Source organism: Halobacillus mangrovi (assembly GCF_002097535.1).
Classification (GTDB): Bacteria; Bacillota; Bacilli; order Bacillales; family Halobacillaceae; genus Halobacillus; species Halobacillus mangrovi_A.
Genome location: NZ_CP020772.1, coordinates 4,105,066 through 4,122,584 on the forward strand (window position 1 = coordinate 4,105,066; position 17,519 = coordinate 4,122,584).

Below are 17,519 nucleotides of genomic sequence, written 5' to 3' on the forward strand. Positions count from 1 at the left end.
ATATTCCGCGGACCCTTTCTCTTATTTTGTTACCTTATGTTTCACTCTGATTGTCAGTTCACCGTCAGACTTAGCTTTAGTTTTTATCTGAATCGTTTTTTGTTTTTCGTCATATAAGAAAGAATTGTTCTTAGCTATATTGACTTCTTTTACTGATTCTAGCTTCCTTCCGTTGACTTTAATCCATTTCGGAGCCTCCTCGAATGGCAATTCGACGGTGTAGGTTCGTTTTTCAACCATTCCTTCATAGGAGCCTTGCCTTTTTCCAATGGTCACCAGCGTCTCATCTTTCTGCTTCTCTGCTGTAATTTCCGTTGTCGCCAATGCCCCCTCTTCATACTTATAGGTAGACCCATCATCTTCATATAAGGTATACGTAGAAAGATCACCAGACTGATAAGGGTAAATTCTTAAGCTGATCTGTTTATTTGGCTTTTCCCCTACATACTGAATATCTTCTCCCAGAGGAATGATCGCTCCTTCTTTAACAAACACAGGTGTTTTTTCTAATGGTACGTCGTAGCTGATCGTTTGTCCCCCTCCATACACCGCTTTCCCATTCCATTCATACCAATTTCCATCTGGAAGGTAGACGTTACGCTCTCTACCTCCCTCTTTATGAACAGGAGCGACAAGCAGCGAAGGGCCGAACATCCACTGATCTTTAAGATTGCTAACGTTCGGGTCTGTTTGATAATCAAAAACCAACGGCCTCATTATTGGCAGATTTTTTTCGGACGTATCTCTGACGGCCGAATAAATATAAGGAAGCAAACGATAACGCTGTCTGATCGCCTCGGTTACAATGGTTTCTGCTTCTTCTCCAAATGCCCAAGGTTCACGTTCTCCATCTGCTCCATGTGAACGGAAGATTGGCATATAAGCCGCTGATTGCATCCAACGTGTGTACAATTCAGAAGAAGGCACCCCTGAAAATCCTCCTGCATCGGTCGTAAAATAAGGCATACCTGACATAGATGCTGTAAGTCCAAGCTGCAAGTTGTGAGTCAGCGCCTCCCATGAAGCATTGACATCACCACTCCATAAGGTCGTCCCATATTCGCTGATTCCCGAGAATCCGGAGCGCGCAAGAGACCACACACGTTCATCAGTGTAAGATCTTTGTCCTTCATAAAAGGCTTTAGATTCTACTAAAGCATAGACATTCCTAATTTCATCCGCTCTTCCTCCTTGAAAGTGATCACGGATAGGATCTGTTTGTTGTTCTGGTTCATTCAAATCGATCCACCATCCCTTCGTTCCGGCATCATGAAGAGTTTTGGCTTGTTGAGTGTACCATTTTGCTGCTTCTTCATTGGTAAAATCAACGAGACCGCCACCTCCGTACCAGGCTGGGTATGTGATCGTTCGATTTGAAGTGTCCTGAACAAAGTAGCCTTTATCATCAGCCTCACTATAATTATTGGCAGTTGACTCAATGTAAGGATCTACAATAGGAGTGACTTTTACACCTTTATCAGCTAATTGCTTAAGGTGATCTTCAGGATTCGAAAAAGCACCCGACCAAGTAAAATCAAAATATTGATCCTCTTTCGCCCAGTAAACATCCAGAATCAGCCCATCCATAGGAATGGCTTTGTCTCTAAAGGTACTTGCAATTTGATTCACTTCCTCCCAGCTTTTATATCCGAATCTCGATTGAATATAGCCGAGCGACCATTGTGGAGGTAAAGGAGGCTCTCCTGTCAGCTCTCCAAAGGAGTCCATCACTTGAGGAAAATCTGGTCCAGCCATGAAATAGTAGACCATTTCTCCGTTTGGAGCATAGAAGGAATAGGCTGACTTATTATCTTTTCCTAGATCAAATTGAGCGTTCTGATGGGTATTATCAAAATACACTCCATAACCGTTTGTGGAGGTCAAAAAAGTTCCTGAAATATCAGAGGTATTTCCTCCAAGACCATCAACCATGGAATTATTCATCGTAATTGTTGTCCCTCGCTTATCGAGCTCTTTAGTGTGACGATCCATTCCCAGTCCATAAAGGTGCTCATCAGCATTTAATTCAAAAATTTGATATACGCCTTTATACTGATCATACCCAAGACCTCCATCTGTTTGATCTTGGGTGAGTAAGGTTTTATTATGACGGTCATAGTAGGCAAGACGGAAAGGGTTCTTATAAGCCCTTACCGTCAGTTCTTCTGTGGAAATTTTATAATAATTTTTTTCATCGGTAATACGATACAGAGCCTTTGCTTTTTCATTATCCACTACATAAGACTTTTTCTTAGAAAATGTTCCTGTCGGCTCCATCCAAACACGGGCGATTCCGTCCTTTAAAAAAGACAATCTTACGGCTGACTGGTCTTCCATATGGAAGGTGATTTCACTATCCTTTTCTAAATAAGGGCTTGAAGTATCCAGTGAGGGTAGAGTAGTAACCTGCGGCTGCTGTAGATCTGCTTTAACTATTTCAAGCTTTTCAATATCAAGAAGGCTTCCGTTCTCTCCTTCCAGAGAGGCGCCGACTTTAACCACTTCATTCGCCTCAACTGAGATAAGGGTCGTTCCCACAGAATCCCAGTTGCTAGTTGATATCTCCTCAGACTCCTTTCCACCACCGTAAGACACATAGATTTCTGCTTGCTTTGCTGTTTCGCTTTTTCTTGCCTTCGCTCTTACCGTATAGTCTCCTTCAGGAAGTGTGACGTACTGCCACACTTCAGATTTACCGGCTAACCGAGCAAATGATGACCCATTTTCAGCTTCCATAGAAGTACGATTCAATGCAGAGGATGTCCAACCTTCTACTCCTATTTCAAAACCTGAATTGGAAAGATATTTTATCGAGGTCTCATCTCCAACTTTCTCTATCTTCACATCATCGATTTGAAAAGAAGTATTTTCAGGTGCTACCGTGTAGAATCCTATATCCAGTTGACCGCTCGTGACCTCAAAAGTCTGAGTGATTTCTTTCCACTGAAACTCAGGTTGTTCTGGTTTTATATCTACATTAATTTGGTCACTGCCATGCTCAGATACTTCCATTCGTGCGATGTTGCCAGCACTTTCGAATGTCGGGTCATTATAAGGCTGCAATTTCACCCAGGCACTTACTTTATATTCTCCATTTTCAATCCCTTTCAGCTTCTGATGGATACTGGCCTGGTAAGGTTCCGACTTATAAAAATAATGCTTCGATCCCTCATGAGCGTCTTCCGTGTTTACCCCCGTCCAGGCATTGTCAGGGTTCCAAACATCCCAGCCAGTATGGTCTCCCATTTCAAAATCTCCGTTAGTCAGGATTACTTCTGGATGGAGGAGCTCGATATAATCCAGGTGCAGTTCTCCCTCATCCCCTGCACTATTCTTCACAGTAACCAGGTTTTCTCCTTCTTCCAATTGGAAAGTGGCCTGTTTGCCTTTCCAAGTATCCCAGTCATTTGTCGATTCGAACGTTACTGACTGGTTTTGTTCATTGACCACTAACGTTTTTGTAGAAGGATTATCTGATCCATTGGCATAACGAAAGTTCAAGGTGTAATCACCAGCGGTTGGAACAGAAATAGCCACGGTTACAGAAGCATCGGGTTGGTCCATGTTTTCAATATAACCAAAACTATTAAAACCTTGTTGCTCGTTATTGAAATAAGCACCCTGTTGATAGGAAGCTACTTCAGTTTCATATTTTTTATTCGCAGATCGAGGTACGACCTTGACCATGCTTGTATCGTGTGGAGTTAAAGAGGCTTTGTGATTGTAACGATATCCAATATCTTCATGAGCCCACAAGTCTCTCACATACGCTTCTGTCTCGAGACCCAATTCCTTAGAAAAATCTACGGAAAGTTCTTTTCTTACATCCGATCGGTTAAACAAGCCGACCACCCATGCCCCATCGGGTAACTGCCCAAGCCAGCGTTCACTATCACGACTACTAAACTTGTAATGATCGTTATTATAAAAAATCGGCTTCCCTGCTAATCCTTGCTGATTCAGTTCAATAAGCTCTGAGTTTTGATAGAAATGCGCATCTTCTCCAATGGTGTCGAACTGATCGGCAATCGCAATCGGGGAACCTGCCATTGTGAAGAGGGAGACAGCCGTTTTCTTTTCTTCCTCTTCAAACTCTCCTGTGAATGTATTCATACGCAGAAAATCTCCATCGAGAATCATAGAGTTACGTCCGGACACATCGGCAAATCCGGTGAAGCCTTGGAATGGGTTCGCCCATTGCGACCATGTATCCGTCCACTCCTGACGTCTCCCACTGATGTGATCCCATCCTCCATGGAAAACATCTTCATCAATACGAATCATATCTCCGTACTTGAGTTCCAGTTCCGCATGGTTTTTCAAGTGGGGCATAACTAAACTTAATGTCATGTCATCTCCTGCCGCTTCTTCCATCCATCTAAGGGCGGTTTCATAGTTTTCACGCCCATGAGCAATTCCTACATCTCCTATACTTTTATCTGTCCCCGTTTCATACCAGGAAAGAAAATCGACTCGCAAGAATTTGGCGCCTTGCTCTTTAAAATAATTTACATAGCCCTGCACAAATTCTTTCGCCCCATCTTTTGTAACGTCCACCCAGTATAACGAGGTGTCTTGCCCCCCGTTAAAACGGTCCCCTTCCGTGACAATGTCTTTAATCATAATATCCGGTCTCCCGATGACCGTCGCATTTTCATTATTCACAGCTGCCGGCGTCACCCATAAAGGATTATAATAGATTCCCAGATTCATTCCTTTGCTCTCGATATAGTCCGCCCAATATTTCCAGTCATGTTCCCAAGAATCGTTGTGAGAGATGATGTACCCATTTTCCGTATGTTTGGTTGAGCCTTCGATCCATCCATCTGTACTCATCATGTCATACCCGTAGGGTTGAAAGTTCTCGGCCATCCAATCAATATTCTGCTTCCATCGATTCTCGGGTAAATAAGTATTATTGGTAAATTGATGTTCGTAAGAAATCCAATAAAGAGGGCCCGATCCTTTCGCCGTCCCAGGGCTTTCCCGTGCTTCCACATGAGTGATCCCAAAAATCAAAATGAAAAATAAAGACCAAACACACAATGAATTCCTCAGGCTTCTTGAGTGCATCACTAAAAGTTCCTCCTTTTATAGTCCTTTATGAGAGAAGTAAACGACTTTCCTCATTGATGGGGTGCTCGAACCAATGATCAATCGCTTGTAAAGCTGCTCCTTGCACCCAAGCGTCATCTCCTAACTTGGAGACTTGGAATGTGACTTCACATCCAGCTTTTGAAAAGAAGTTATCCGATGCTACGTCAAGGGTGTAAGTCATAAAGAAATCCTCTGCGACTAAACCTTCGCCAATGAATATGACAGCAGAAGGGTTAAATACGTTGATACAGTTTAAAACCCCGATCCCGAGGTTCTCCCCCAGCTTCCTTAAAAGATGTTTAGCTAGTGGATCTCCTGAACGTGCAGCTGAAGTCACTTGTTTAAAACCTAAATTCGCTTCACGGAGGGAGCTTTCTGGATAAAGGTGTTTGATTTGCCTACCTTCCGATTCTAGAAATCGTTCAGAAGCGTGCATTTCAAGACAACCTTTCTGGCCGCAATGACAGCGGTATCCACCCTGCTTGATCACCATATGGCCAACTTCACCAGCCCCGCCATGATGACCAGCATATACGTTCCCATTCAAAAAAAGAGAGGCCCCTACACCCGCTCCTATCGAAATGCACAAAAAATCATCTAATTCTTTTCCATAACCAAATTTGTGCTCAGCTTTTGTGTAAGCGTTTACATTATTGTCGATAAAAATAGGCACGTTGAACGCTTCCCACATTTTTTTGCGAACTTCTACTTGTTCCCAGCCAAGTAAGGTCGATCGAATAACTTTTCCTTGTTTGTTATTAATTAACCCTGATGCAGCAATCCCTATGCCAATCATTTTACTTGCAGGAATTTTTGTTTCTTGAATGATTCGATGAATAAGATGCACGATGGTATGTAGCAAGGTTTCTGGTGGGGTGGTCCTTTTAAAAGGAAGCGTGTGTTTACAAAGAATATGTGCATTAAGATTTGTACTAGCCACAATGACTTGGGATTCCTCAATTTTTACCCCAAAAGCATATCCATAGTCTTCGTTGAAGGATAGTAAAGTCGCTTTCCTTCCCCCTGTTGAATTCGCTGTTCCTTTTTCGAAAACCAAACCGGCTGATAGCAGATCCTCTGTAATATAAGTCACCGTAGATAAACCTAAATTCAGTGCTTTGGATATCTCAGTTCGACTAATCGGTTGGTGGGTACGAATGGTAGAAACCACGTGAGAACGATTCAATTCTTTTATCAGTGCTTTATTTCCTACTCGCATTTCAAGCCTCCTTTTTTCTTTGATCTTAACTTACTTCATTCAATGAAACAAGTAATTATCTAAAAATTCAGATTATATAACAAAACCTTTCATTTTTCGCTAACTTTTAAAGTCTACCGGGTAAAAAAAGAGAAGGTCTATAGTATAGACCTTCTCCTTACTTTTCACTGTATTCACATAAATAACGGTAACACTGTTCAAGTGTACTCACACAATCGTGAATGCCCTCACTCTCAATTTCATAAAGGTCATAATCGTTTTTCGTAATCGTAAAAGGCGATATGTGTACGACGTTTTGGGCTTGAGAAAACTTCTGAAGCTCTACGTATATGGGATCCCATTCATCCTCCAACAACTCAAAACAGCTCGCCTGTTCCACATTCCATCGCTCCCTCGTGCGAAAATTTATCACCTAATTATTTTCGCTATACGAGTGACGTTTTCCTTTATTCAGAAATGACTTCTACTTCCCAGCTTTCATTCACATACAATCCGATGACGGTAACAGAAGGCTCCCATGAACGAATGATTTCTAATGATTTTTTCGTTTGCGCAACTTTTTCATTTTTGCCGATAGGATTTCCTGCACAGTCATGGTGACCGACAACAGCTACGACTTCTGAGCCGTGTTTTTCTGTAGAAATGTTAACTTTTGACTTCATAGACTCAAGTCCTTCTTCTGTTCCGTTTAAAATAAAATGGTTCGGACCAGCCTCTGTAATCATGTCTATGTACTCGACCTGATAGTTTTCTTTCATCCAATGAATGACCGGAAGCTGGACTCTCCCATCCATACAGTTGATTGCTGTTGCAAATGTTGCTTTTGACATTTCGATTACCTCCTAAAAATATTGTTTCTGTTATTTTATCATAAATGAATAAAAATCGAGGAATAGTAACAGCCCCCTAAACTTAGGGGGCTTAAAATTTTATTAATTAATTCCTTCAATTTGCATCTCTTCTACAGTAGCGGTTTCGTTATCGCGGATTCTCGCCTGCATCTCTACTTTGTCGCCTTCTCTTAAGAAAATAGCTAGAGGTGCTTTACTCGTATTAACCGTGTAAATCGTCGTTTCTCCTTGTAATAAGAATTGGACAGATTGCCGCGCCTCTGTGGAAGTGACGAGCACACGATTGATAACCCCGCTTTTCTCTGTCAGCTCTACCCCGCCGCTGCCTTCAACAGTGCTCGGGTCCTGGGCAAGCTGCAAGCGGTAGGCATTTAAGGTTTGCTTCGCAGTATCTCCGAACACGGCAAAATCTGAATCGGATGCTTTTATATAAGCATATTGTTTAAATAACCCATTAGGATCAAGAACGTTTACAATCCAAGTCGGATGACCATCGACGTTATACAATACTGGCATTGAACCAGTCCAATTCTTTTCTGGAAACTCTTTATTGACGATTTGTTTCGCTCCTTTACTATCCATGATTCCATTGTTCTTCTGACCATTATAGTAGGTGAGCGCTCCTGTTCTAGCATGGATTAACGTGTACCCGAGCGCCGAATCAATATTTTCCTTCGGAGAAGCCATGTCTGTAAAGTAATACATTTCGCCTTCCTCACTGAAAATTGGAGTTACACTGCTTTCTGTACCAGATTCATTCGGGATCTTCACATCTTTCTTACCAAAAATAGAATTCAGCCATCCATGAACATATTTACCAAAGTACTCATTTTCAAGTGCAGCCAACTCAGAGCTCACTGAACCTTCTATAAATTCAGGGGCTTCACTGGCATCATAAGTATCCACATTCCCCGTCACTGGATCAACGACTGCCACCTTAATTTGGTTCATGTCAGGACGGTTGGAGAAAAACAGCGGCTTATAAATCGTCTGGATGTACCAGGGTTTCCCTTCATCGTCGATTTCTATCTGGGCTTCCCCGCTTTGAATGTAGTTCGGGTGCTTGCCATAAACGGCACGTTGAACATTATGGTGGAAGTAACTTGAGTTGGTGTACCTCATTTTACTTTCAATAAACTCAGGCTGGGCATTCACGTTCGTTGCCGGAATCGAGAAGTAGCCTTCGGTTTCATTTCCTCGGATATATCTCCAAAAGCTAGTGAATTCAACTGGTGCGATATAGACAATCTCTTCTCCAACTCGCTGAGCCTGTAGTTTTCCTAAATCATAAAACTGGGTATTCGGCACAACACTCATAGCTTTTTGCACCTTATTCCTGGCCGATTCTGGTGCCACTGAAATCGGTGTGTTTTCTTCATTTAGGGGTCTGGCTTCCTCTTCTTCGGATTTTGAAATCGAATCATAGGTTTCACCAAGAGCAACAATGCTGTATAAAAACACACCAATGATAGCAAGCGCTACAACAACGGCGATGCCTCCCGTCCATGAGCGGAAGGACGTTTTAGCATTGACAGGTACTCTTGCTCCAGCGTAGATGAGTGGTACTAAGAGGATCGCCACAATCGTGTTTAAGATCAATAAGTTGGGGAGCGTGATCGTCGGCAGGAAAATGTAGACGAATACGATCATGATAATGGCCCCGAAAATAAATAATCCAATCGCATTCTTCATGATCAGTTTGCGCCTCATTGGATTTTTCATATAGGCGATGATAGCCAATAGAAAATACAGAATAAACGATAAGATCGTTGTAGTTAAAATTCCAATCATTTCTCTCTCTCCTATTTATGTGATGTCTTATTTACGTTATGAAACTCAAGTTCGTTTCATTAATTTTATTATCAGAGGTTTTGATGAGGCTACCTTCTTTCAATTAAACCATCTTATCCTGAAAACTTAGTTTCGTTGCTTAGGTAGGGATGTTTCCGTACCTAGTACCAAACTAGGCGTTCGGGTAAATTGCTCGCTTGCCATGGGGACGGAAAGCCTCCTCAGTTTGCCAACCTGTTGGGGCTTACCAGCCATAACATTCCCGAAGTAGTCACACCATTTCCCCTTTCACTTTACATTTATTTAAGTAAACGAAAACACCATATAAGGATTATCAACTCAGCAGCTGTTTGGATGTAGAAGGCATGCGAATGTTAAAGGGTCCGTTAACTTCTTGACAGCAGGTGTGGATGGGACACGGCGAGACTCCCGTGGGAGAAAGATCTAGGCGAGACCCCACAGAGAGCGTAGCGAACGAGGAGGCTTGACAGTTCCCCCACAGGAAAGCGAGTCGTTTCCCAGCTACACCAAACCTCTACCAAGGTTACGGGCCCAAGCTATATCGAAAGCGAGGCTTAAAAACTATAAATAAAAACGGCATAAGCGTGATTGCTTATGCCTATTAAACTTATTGTTTATTCAGGTAGTCCGCAAGCCCCATCGCACAAACTTCTATATCCAGTTTCAAAAGCTCATACACAGGATGGTCGTCAGGGATGTTATTCTCTTTCAAATAGGAACGAATCTTTTGGTAGAGCCGCTTCTCAATTCCTTCAAGACCTTCATCTTGCTCCACCGCTTGTCTTGCTTCCTCAACAAACACTGGAATCCATAAGCTGACTTGATCGAAAGCTTCCTTCGGTTGATTGGACTCCCCAAAGTGTCCAAAGTATAACCGATCAGGATTGAGCCTTCGAAACCTGTCTATGGATTGAAGCATCGCATCAGGATCAAACTGATTGGGTGATGTTGTTGGTAAATAAAATGTCAGTTGATGATTTTCTGTTTGATGGTACCTGATCCCAGCTGTGTCTCCTGTGAATATTCCATTGCTGAAAGAATCATAAATTCCTAGGTGGTGCTTCGCATGACCAGGTGTGTCATAGAATGTCAGTATACGATTAGAGCCAATCTCCAGAGTGTCTCCCTCATGTTTCACAATTAGGTTTTCTTCCGGAATAGGCAGGATCGGATCGAACAGCTCATTAAATTTCTCACCATACACGGCTTTTGCCCCTTTAATCAACCGGGAAGGATCTGCTAAATGCCGCTTACCTTTTTCATGAACGATCACTTTGGCATTCGGGCACTCCTTCATTAGAAGGCCTGCTCCCCCCGCATGATCAAGGTGAATATGAGTCAAAATGATGTATTCTACATCCTCTGGCCTGAGAGAAAGTTCTTTTAACCCTTGAAGTACTCTTGGAACCGAAGGACTAGGACCTGTTTCTACCAATGTCAATTTTTCAGACTGAAGCACGTATGTACCTGTTCTGCCCTCAAACCCTAAATCAAAGCCATCAATCAAATGCATATTATGAGTTAATTTAATAGGCGCTTTCGTTTCCATACCATCCACCTCACCTTTCCATGTTAGTTTCAGTTTACTAAAATATAGATTTTGTTCCTAATGGAAACCCTTACAAATATTTTTGTAACGGATTTGGGCTGGGTGAATATCATGGGTGGTGAGGAGTTGGTTATAAATGACTGAAGAACGAAATACGAACCAGACTCAGGGAGCTGCAATGCCTCAATCTCAAGGTTATATGAAACCTACTCATAGCAATTGTAAAAAGTATCAATTCTACCATGTCATGATCGCTATGAATGATGGCAGCTCTGCTGATGGGATCATTACTGATGTCCAAGAGGACGGCATTACGATGCTTACCAGCGAAGATGTAGAAGTGGATGAGAACGGAAACCCTGTAGATGAACAGCGTCAATATGGCTATGGCCGCCGAAGAGCAAGGCGGTTCCGAAGATCTTTCTTCCCACTTGCCGCGCTGACTGCTCTTGCTCTATTCCCTTATCTCACCCCATATCCGTACTATTATTCACCATATCCATACTATGGATATCCCTATTATTACTAAGTTATAGGGTACACCGGATGTCTCTTGATCCATTTATAAGAATGGAATAAACTCCACCTCAGAACTTCCATTATATGGATGACCTGAGGTGGTTATTTTTTACATTATTCATCTTATCCAAATACCGTTTGTTCGATTTGTTTCATTTGATAGAAGTATCCTTGTTTGTTCATTAGCTCTTCATAGGTGCCTGTTTCGACGATTGTGCCATTTTCCATGACAACGATTTGGTCCATACTTTCTAGTCCTGTAAGCCGGTGGCTGACTAATAGTAATGTGTCTTCGGCTGCTTTTGAGAACAAGTGCTTATAAATCTTTTGTTCTGTAAGTGCATCGATGGATGAGGTCGGTTCATCCAGCAGCCAGAGGTGTTCCCCTTTCAACAGGGTTCTTGCGATCGCAAGCCTTTGTTTTTCTCCTCCCGAAAGGTTCTCTCCTTTTTCATAGACGGAGTCTTCAAGAGAAAAGCGGGATAAGCCGACACTTTCAAGTGCCTTCACCATTTCTTCCTTTTTGACACTCTCACCAGCAAGCTGAAGATTATCTTCAATCGTTCCATAGAAAAACTGATTTTCCTGGAGTACGACATTGCTATGCTGCCACAAATTTTCTTGATCAATAGACTCTAACGGTAATGAATCCACGTACACGCTTCCCTGTTCAGGCTTCACAAATTTCATTAAGAGCTGCAGTAGTGTGGATTTGCCTGATCCGCTCGGTCCGACAATGGCTATTTTTGAACCAGAAGGAATAGAAAGAGTAACTCCATCCAGAGCCTTTCTTGCTTCACCCGGGTAAAGATAATCTACATCGTTTATCTCAATCTCAGGAGCTACGCCTCCATCTAACTGAAGAGGCTCTTTAGCAGTTGTGTCTCTCTCCTCATTTACAATAGAAAACAACCGCTTTGAAGCTCGTTTGCTGTCTTCTAAGTGACTTGGGAGTACGGCCATCGGTGTCGCATTTTCAAAAACAGTAAGGGAGATCATAACAAGCATTGCTAAGAACAGCCCGTTCAAATCCCCTTTACTTACAAGGTAGGCCCCCATTCCCAACACAAGCCATGAAATAACTAAAGAAAACATCGTGTTCATTGAATGACTGAACATCATTTGTGCGCCTTCTTTTTCTTGTTCCTTAATGTAGTCTACGGAAGATTGTTGAAGTTCTTCCTCCTTGGCATCAAGCTGCTGATAGATTTTCAAATCCCTAAACCCATAGAGGAACTCCGTTGCATCTGTCGAAAGCTTTCCCCTTGCTTCTCTTACTTGTTGATCCACCTTCCGTTGCCGCCACGCAAACCAAGCAGGGATGAGGAGACCTGTCAAAACAAGTCCCAGCAGCAAAACTACAGCGATTGCTAAGGAAAAAATAGATGTAAACAAAATCGTACTTAAAAAAATAATGACTAGAACGACCGGAGGGTAATAGACACGAAGAAAAAAGTTTTGCAGACTCTCTACATCTCCGACAATCCTTGAAAGTAAATCACCACTCCTGAACTTTTGAAATACTCTTGGCGCATGAGGTTCTAATTTTTCATAAAAAATCACCCGGAGATTGCTTAGCATCGTGAAGGTTGCCCGGTGAGAAAAATAACGCTCGGCATACCTCCCGAGTGCTCTCACAAACCCAAACAACTTGAGAAATGCAATTAGTACTGTTAGAGCATACAACGGAGGCAGCAAGGCGGCTCTTGAAATTAAATATCCACTTGAGGCAAACAATCCAACGGCCGAAATCCCCGCAAGAAAACCGAATAACACAGAAAGATAGATATCCTTCTTTTCCATGACAATGATTTTTATGACCGCACCTAAGTCCTTCATGTAGTCCTTCCCCCTTGTTGAACATAGACCATTTCACGGTAAGCAGGGACAGCTTCTAATAATTCCTCATGGCTACCCTTTCCAAGCAGATGCCCGTCCTCTAAGAAGAGGATTTGATCAGCTTTCTTAATCGTATGCATTCGGTGCGCCACCGTAATAATGGTTGAGTTTTCAGCAAGTTCTTTAATTGACTCTTGAAGAATTTGTTCTGTTTTCAAATCTAGACCTGTCGTTGGCTCATCAAACAATACGACAGAAGGATTTTTTAAGAAAGCTCTCGCGATAGCAAGCCTTTGCTTTTCTCCGCCCGAAAGACCCCGTCCAGCCTCGCCAACCTTCGTATCGTACCCTTGTTCTAACGTCTCGAGCAGTTCTCCCAGTCCTGCTTTTTCAGCTGCGGCCATAACCTCTTCTCTTGAATGGTTTCCGCGACCACCGATTTCAATATTTTCTGCAATCGTTCCTGAAAAAAGATAAGGATGCTGAGAGATGTAACTAAGCTGTCCAAACCAATCCTTTTCCATATAGGATGATAAAGGATGATTGTTCAGTTTGACTTGGCCCTGATCAGGCTGGACAAGACCTGCCAGCACATTCAGAAGTGTCGATTTGCCTGCCCCGCTTCGACCGACAATTGCCGTCTGTGATTGAGGAGGTACATCTACTTCAATGCTCTCAAGAGAAAAACCTGAACCATAACTGAAGTGGACGTTATCTAATTTAAGGTAAGGCGGCACCTCAGATTTCCCCAGTTTCTTTTCTCCCCATATAACGCCTTGTTCATCTTTCTCCAGTTCTTCCATCAGCTGATTGGCTGCCCCTGTGCTTCCTCGACCAGTATGGAATGCACTGCCGAAATCTTTCAGAGTAAGGTAAAATTCAGGTGCCAATACCAGGATAAAAAAGGCTGGAAAGAATGCGATGCTTTCATAAACAACAAGTCTGATGGCAATCTCAAGAGCAATCAGGCCAATACTTAACATGGAAATGAATTCGAGCATCAATGAAGATACAAAAGCCACTTTTAAGACGGCCATTGTAGCATCTCTAAAACCGAGACTGCTTCTTTCAATCTCATCTTTTTGCTTCTTCGAGCGGCCAAACAATTTTAACGTCGGCAGTCCCTGCAGCGTATCCAAAAACGTACCTGAGAAAGCGGACAGCTTCTCCATCTGCTCCTCTGATTTTTTCTTTGTCATAACCCCAATGACCGCCATAAAAAATGGGATAAATGGTGCAGTGATTACCATGATCAGGCCCGAATAAAGGTGCTGAGTAAAGACCACAATTAAAATCATGACGGGGATGACTGACGTTTGTATCATTTGAGGAATATAACTGCTGAAATAACCATCTACCTCATCAACAGCATCCATGAGTACACTGACTTTTCTTCCTGACTGGCCAGACAGGGACACTTGTAACGGATTCCTGGAGAACTTCCCTATCACAGTCTTTCGAAGATGGCTTTTCGATCGGGATGCCATCTTTACCCCAATCCGGCCGCTTGCCCATGTAAAGAAAGAGCGCCCGGCAAGTACGAGAATCAATCCACCAAGAAGAGGAATAATCTCTTGAAAGGACTGCTCATCCAGGAAAATCCGATCCACTACAGCCACAAAAAAATAGGCTTGACCAATAATTGTTGCACCAATAAATAGGGAGGATATAAGCAATAGCAAAACTAGTGTTCTTTGGCCAAAGGCTAATTTGCTGAGATACTTCATATATTTGATTAGCTCCTAACTTAGAAGGCTATTTGTGAACACATTCACATATTTTAATTATAGTGGATGTAATTGAACTTTTCTAAAGAAAAAGCTTTAATGAAAATGACATTTTAGTTTCATTTTTTCCTTATCTAGTAACTAGCATACTTCACCCCTTGTATTAAAAAAAGCCTCTCGATGTTGGAGAGGCTCTCACCTTCTATTTATTAAACCGATTTTGGTACTTCATGAATCCTTATAATGTTTCGAGTGCCCTTCGAGAAAGAAACTCTCATTCACCATTTAATAACATCTTCTGCTGTTTCAGCGAAGTGTTAGTTTGTAAAGAAAAAAATTAACGTTTTTAAATCTATTTACGATATCAACTCTTTTTTTATTTGTCAAAGCGATTAAGAAATTGAATTGATGTTTACACTTAGAGTCACAAAGGTTATAGAGTATTCTGGATTTATTTTGATTTTGACAACTTTGATTTATACGTTAAGATAAAGATTGTAAAGAAAAAATTTAATAAAGTTAACTGGTAGCAAGCGAGGAGGTTTTTGATGACCATTAATGAGAATGGAGCTGCGAAGCAAACCATTGAGAATGCAAAGGGTCTCGTTATTGATTCTATAGCTGAAACAATGGATTTGTATGGAGTCACTCGCAGTGCGGGAACTCTATATGGCACGATGTATTTCGAAGATGATATGACACTCGATGAAATGCGGGAAAAGCTTGGGATGAGCAAACCAAGCATGAGCACCGGCGTCAAGAAGCTGCAAAATTATGACATTGTTAAGCAGACGTTCCGAAAAGGAACACGCAGACAAACTTTTGTAGCTGAAAAAGATTTCTTTAGCTTCTTCTCAAAATTCTTTACGAAGAAATGGCTAAGAGAAGCCAAGATCAACTTGGATGCTGTTAGACAAGCACAGAGAGAAGTGAAAGCGCTGCTTGATGCAGAAGATATCTCGGATGAAGTAAGGGCAGAAGCGACTGAAGTGTACAATCAACTGGAAGCTTCCATCCCCTACTACCAGTGGCTGCAAAAACTGGTAGCCTCTATTGAAAGTGGAGAGATATTCGATCTCATTCCAATAGACGAAAAAAAATAAAATATACGACTCTCCAAAATTAACGAGTGATCGTTATTTATTGGAGACGTACGCCCTTTATAATTTACAGAATATTCTGATAATAATTCACAACAAGGAGTGATGTCAATGGAAAAGCAACAACCTTTCTTAAAGAAAAATGCACCTGTTATACTCATTGGTGTCTTATTAACCGCATTTGTCATATATATCGCTTTAACCAATGAAAACATCCAATGGGGTGGGTTCATTGCCATGATCGCCTTCTATGCCCTCGTCTATTACATCGGTGCTTTCCTCGCTACAAGCAAATCCAGTTCCCTCTCAGATATGATGGTTGCCAAGCGCAGCTTGCCTCTAGGTATTGCCATGTTCACAATGGCCGCTACATGGGTTGGCGGTGGTTATGTAAATGGAACAGCTGAATTCACCTACAGTGACGGCCTCGTATGGGCTCAGGCTCCATGGGGGTATGCGTTAAGCTTAATTATTGGAGGTATTTTCTATGCAAGAAAAATGCGTCGCTACGAATTCATGACGATCATCGACCCTCTGGAACAGCGGTTCGGTAAAAAAATGGCTGGTGTTCTTTACATTCCTGCGTTATTAGGGGAAATGTTCTGGAGTGCGGCAATTTTAACCGCATTAGGTACGACCTTTGGAACGATATTGAATATTGATTTTACAACATCTATTATTTTATCCGGTATCATAGCGATCGCCTACACTGTGGCAGGAGGTATGTGGGCCGTTGCGTACACAGACGTTTTCCAGATGGCCATTCTACTTATCGGACTGATTATTGTAGTCCCATTCGCGCTTGGACATGTTGGTGGATTAGACTCCGCCTGGGAAAATTATTCTGTAGAACTCGGTTCCTACGCTAACCTTTTCCCTCCACTGAATGGATGGCAGGATCCTGCATGGGGAAATTGGTTCTGGAATTGGATTGACTATGCATTACTATTAATTTTTGGTGGTATCGCTTGGCAAGTCTATTTCCAACGTGTTCTTTCTGCTAAAGATGAAAAAACTGCGATGTGGCTCTCCATTACTGCAGGAATTGTTTGTATCATTGCAGCTATCCCTGCCGTACTAATTGGAGTTGTAGGATTTAATATTGACTGGGCAAGCATGGGACTTCCATCCCCAGAAAACCCTGCTGTTATCCTTCCACACGTATTAAGATACCTGACACCTGAGATCGTTTCTGCCATTGGACTAGGGGCCCTAGCGGCTGCCGTTATGTCCTCCATGGACTCTTCTATTCTCTCTGCTTCTTCCATGGCTTCTTGGAACGTTTATCGTCCATTAGTCAATCCGAAGGCAAGTCAGGACAAATTGAAGAAAGTTATCAAGCGTACAATTATTATCGTCGGTGTTGGCGCGATGATTATCGCACTGAATGTAAAAAGTGTCTATACATTGTGGTATTTGGCATCAGACCTTGTCTACACCATTTTGTTCCCGCAGCTGACAATGGCACTTTTCTATAAGAAAGCAAATTTATATGGTTCTATCGCTGGCTTTGTCACTGCTCTATTCTTAAGGATTGGAGGCGGCGAACCAGCTCTAGGGTTACCAGCCTTTCTGCCTTACCCAATGATCAATGCGGATGGAATTGTGTTATTCCCGTTCCGTACGCTTGCATGTATCGCAGCGTTCGTTATGATCTATGCGGTATCTGAACTAACAAATAAAAAATGTAAACCACAACCGCTTCAAATGCCAGAAGAACGAGAAGAAAAAGGAGCGGCTTAAGATGAAATGCATCCCGAGAGTACTCATACTCCGGGGTGCTTTTTTACTTTGAAAGGATTCTCA

At 42.2% G+C, this 17,519-nt stretch carries 11 protein-coding genes; 3 read left to right on the forward strand and 8 right to left on the reverse strand.

Annotation, left to right across the window (positions count from 1 at the left end):
• Positions 1-21: 21 nt before the first annotated feature.
• The 6 genes from HM131_RS20380 to HM131_RS20405 all read right to left on the reverse strand — a co-directional run bounded on the left by HM131_RS20380 (position 22) and on the right by HM131_RS20405 (position 10,528).
• A complete protein-coding gene (locus HM131_RS20380) occupies positions 22-5,073 on the reverse strand; it encodes a TIM-barrel domain-containing protein (protein ID WP_232324961.1) in 5,052 nt (1,683 codons plus the stop codon).
• A gap of 28 nt (positions 5,074-5,101) precedes the next feature.
• On the reverse strand, positions 5,102-6,316 hold the full coding sequence (locus HM131_RS20385; protein WP_085031684.1) for an ROK family transcriptional regulator: 1,215 nt from the start codon (positions 6,314-6,316) through the stop codon (positions 5,102-5,104).
• A gap of 157 nt (positions 6,317-6,473) precedes the next feature.
• Positions 6,474-6,695, reverse strand: coding sequence for a hypothetical protein (locus HM131_RS20390; protein ID WP_085031686.1), 222 nt, complete (start codon positions 6,693-6,695; stop codon positions 6,474-6,476).
• Between the two features lie 67 nt (positions 6,696-6,762).
• Positions 6,763-7,146, reverse strand: a complete 384-nt coding sequence (locus tag HM131_RS20395; RefSeq protein ID WP_085031688.1) for a carbonic anhydrase — start codon at positions 7,144-7,146, stop codon at positions 6,763-6,765.
• Between the two features lie 102 nt (positions 7,147-7,248).
• On the reverse strand, positions 7,249-8,958 hold the full coding sequence (locus tag HM131_RS20400) for a DNA-binding protein (RefSeq protein WP_085031690.1): 1,710 nt from the start codon (positions 8,956-8,958) through the stop codon (positions 7,249-7,251).
• Between the two features lie 628 nt (positions 8,959-9,586).
• Complete coding sequence (locus HM131_RS20405; RefSeq protein ID WP_085031692.1) at positions 9,587-10,528, reverse strand: MBL fold metallo-hydrolase; 942 nt, start codon at positions 10,526-10,528, stop codon at positions 9,587-9,589.
• A 136-nt stretch (positions 10,529-10,664) separates the two neighbouring features.
• Between HM131_RS20405 and HM131_RS20410 the strand changes: the two genes are divergently transcribed.
• Complete coding sequence (locus HM131_RS20410) at positions 10,665-11,057, forward strand: hypothetical protein (protein WP_198162696.1); 393 nt, start codon at positions 10,665-10,667, stop codon at positions 11,055-11,057.
• A gap of 113 nt (positions 11,058-11,170) precedes the next feature.
• On the opposite strand, the gene cydC is transcribed toward HM131_RS20410, so the two are convergent.
• Both cydC and cydD read right to left on the reverse strand, forming a co-directional pair.
• The gene (gene cydC / locus HM131_RS20415) at positions 11,171-12,886 is read right to left on the reverse strand and encodes a thiol reductant ABC exporter subunit CydC (protein WP_085031694.1); all 1,716 of its coding nucleotides are present in this window, start codon (positions 12,884-12,886) and stop codon (positions 11,171-11,173) included.
• Positions 12,883-14,613 carry a thiol reductant ABC exporter subunit CydD gene (gene cydD / locus HM131_RS20420; protein WP_085031696.1) on the reverse strand — a complete coding sequence of 577 codons (1,731 nt, stop codon included), beginning with the start codon at positions 14,611-14,613 and terminating at the stop codon, positions 12,883-12,885. Before cydD ends, cydC begins: the two co-directional genes overlap by 4 nt.
• Before the next feature lie 548 nt (positions 14,614-15,161).
• Here cydD and cudC point away from each other — a divergent pair.
• Both cudC and HM131_RS20430 read left to right on the forward strand, forming a co-directional pair.
• The gene (gene cudC / locus HM131_RS20425; protein ID WP_085031698.1) at positions 15,162-15,716 is read left to right on the forward strand and encodes a choline uptake/conversion transcriptional regulator CudC; all 555 of its coding nucleotides are present in this window, start codon (positions 15,162-15,164) and stop codon (positions 15,714-15,716) included.
• Between the two features lie 108 nt (positions 15,717-15,824).
• Entirely contained in the window at positions 15,825-17,456 is a 1,632-nt protein-coding gene (locus HM131_RS20430; protein ID WP_085031700.1) for a high affinity choline transporter 1, read from the forward strand.
• The last annotated feature ends 63 nt before the right edge of the window (positions 17,457-17,519 follow it).

What these genes read in the sequence shown, in the direction of transcription:
- HM131_RS20380 (WP_232324961.1), bottom strand. Translation starts at nt 5,073, where the DNA reads ATGCACTCAAGAAGCCTGAGGAATTCATTGTGTGTTTGGTCTTTATTT.
- HM131_RS20385 (WP_085031684.1), bottom strand. Translation starts at nt 6,316, where the DNA reads ATGCGAGTAGGAAATAAAGCACTGATAAAAGAATTGAATCGTTCTCAC.
- HM131_RS20395 (WP_085031688.1), bottom strand. Translation starts at nt 7,146, where the DNA reads ATGTCAAAAGCAACATTTGCAACAGCAATCAACTGTATGGATGGGAGA.
- HM131_RS20400 (WP_085031690.1), bottom strand. Translation starts at nt 8,958, where the DNA reads ATGATTGGAATTTTAACTACAACGATCTTATCGTTTATTCTGTATTTT.
- HM131_RS20405 (WP_085031692.1), bottom strand. Translation starts at nt 10,528, where the DNA reads ATGGAAACGAAAGCGCCTATTAAATTAACTCATAATATGCATTTGATT.
- HM131_RS20410 (WP_198162696.1), top strand. Translation starts at nt 10,665, where the DNA reads ATGACTGAAGAACGAAATACGAACCAGACTCAGGGAGCTGCAATGCCT.
- cydC (WP_085031694.1), bottom strand. Translation starts at nt 12,886, where the DNA reads ATGAAGGACTTAGGTGCGGTCATAAAAATCATTGTCATGGAAAAGAAG.
- cydD (WP_085031696.1), bottom strand. Translation starts at nt 14,613, where the DNA reads ATGAAGTATCTCAGCAAATTAGCCTTTGGCCAAAGAACACTAGTTTTG.
- cudC (WP_085031698.1), top strand. Translation starts at nt 15,162, where the DNA reads ATGACCATTAATGAGAATGGAGCTGCGAAGCAAACCATTGAGAATGCA.
- HM131_RS20430 (WP_085031700.1), top strand. Translation starts at nt 15,825, where the DNA reads ATGGAAAAGCAACAACCTTTCTTAAAGAAAAATGCACCTGTTATACTC.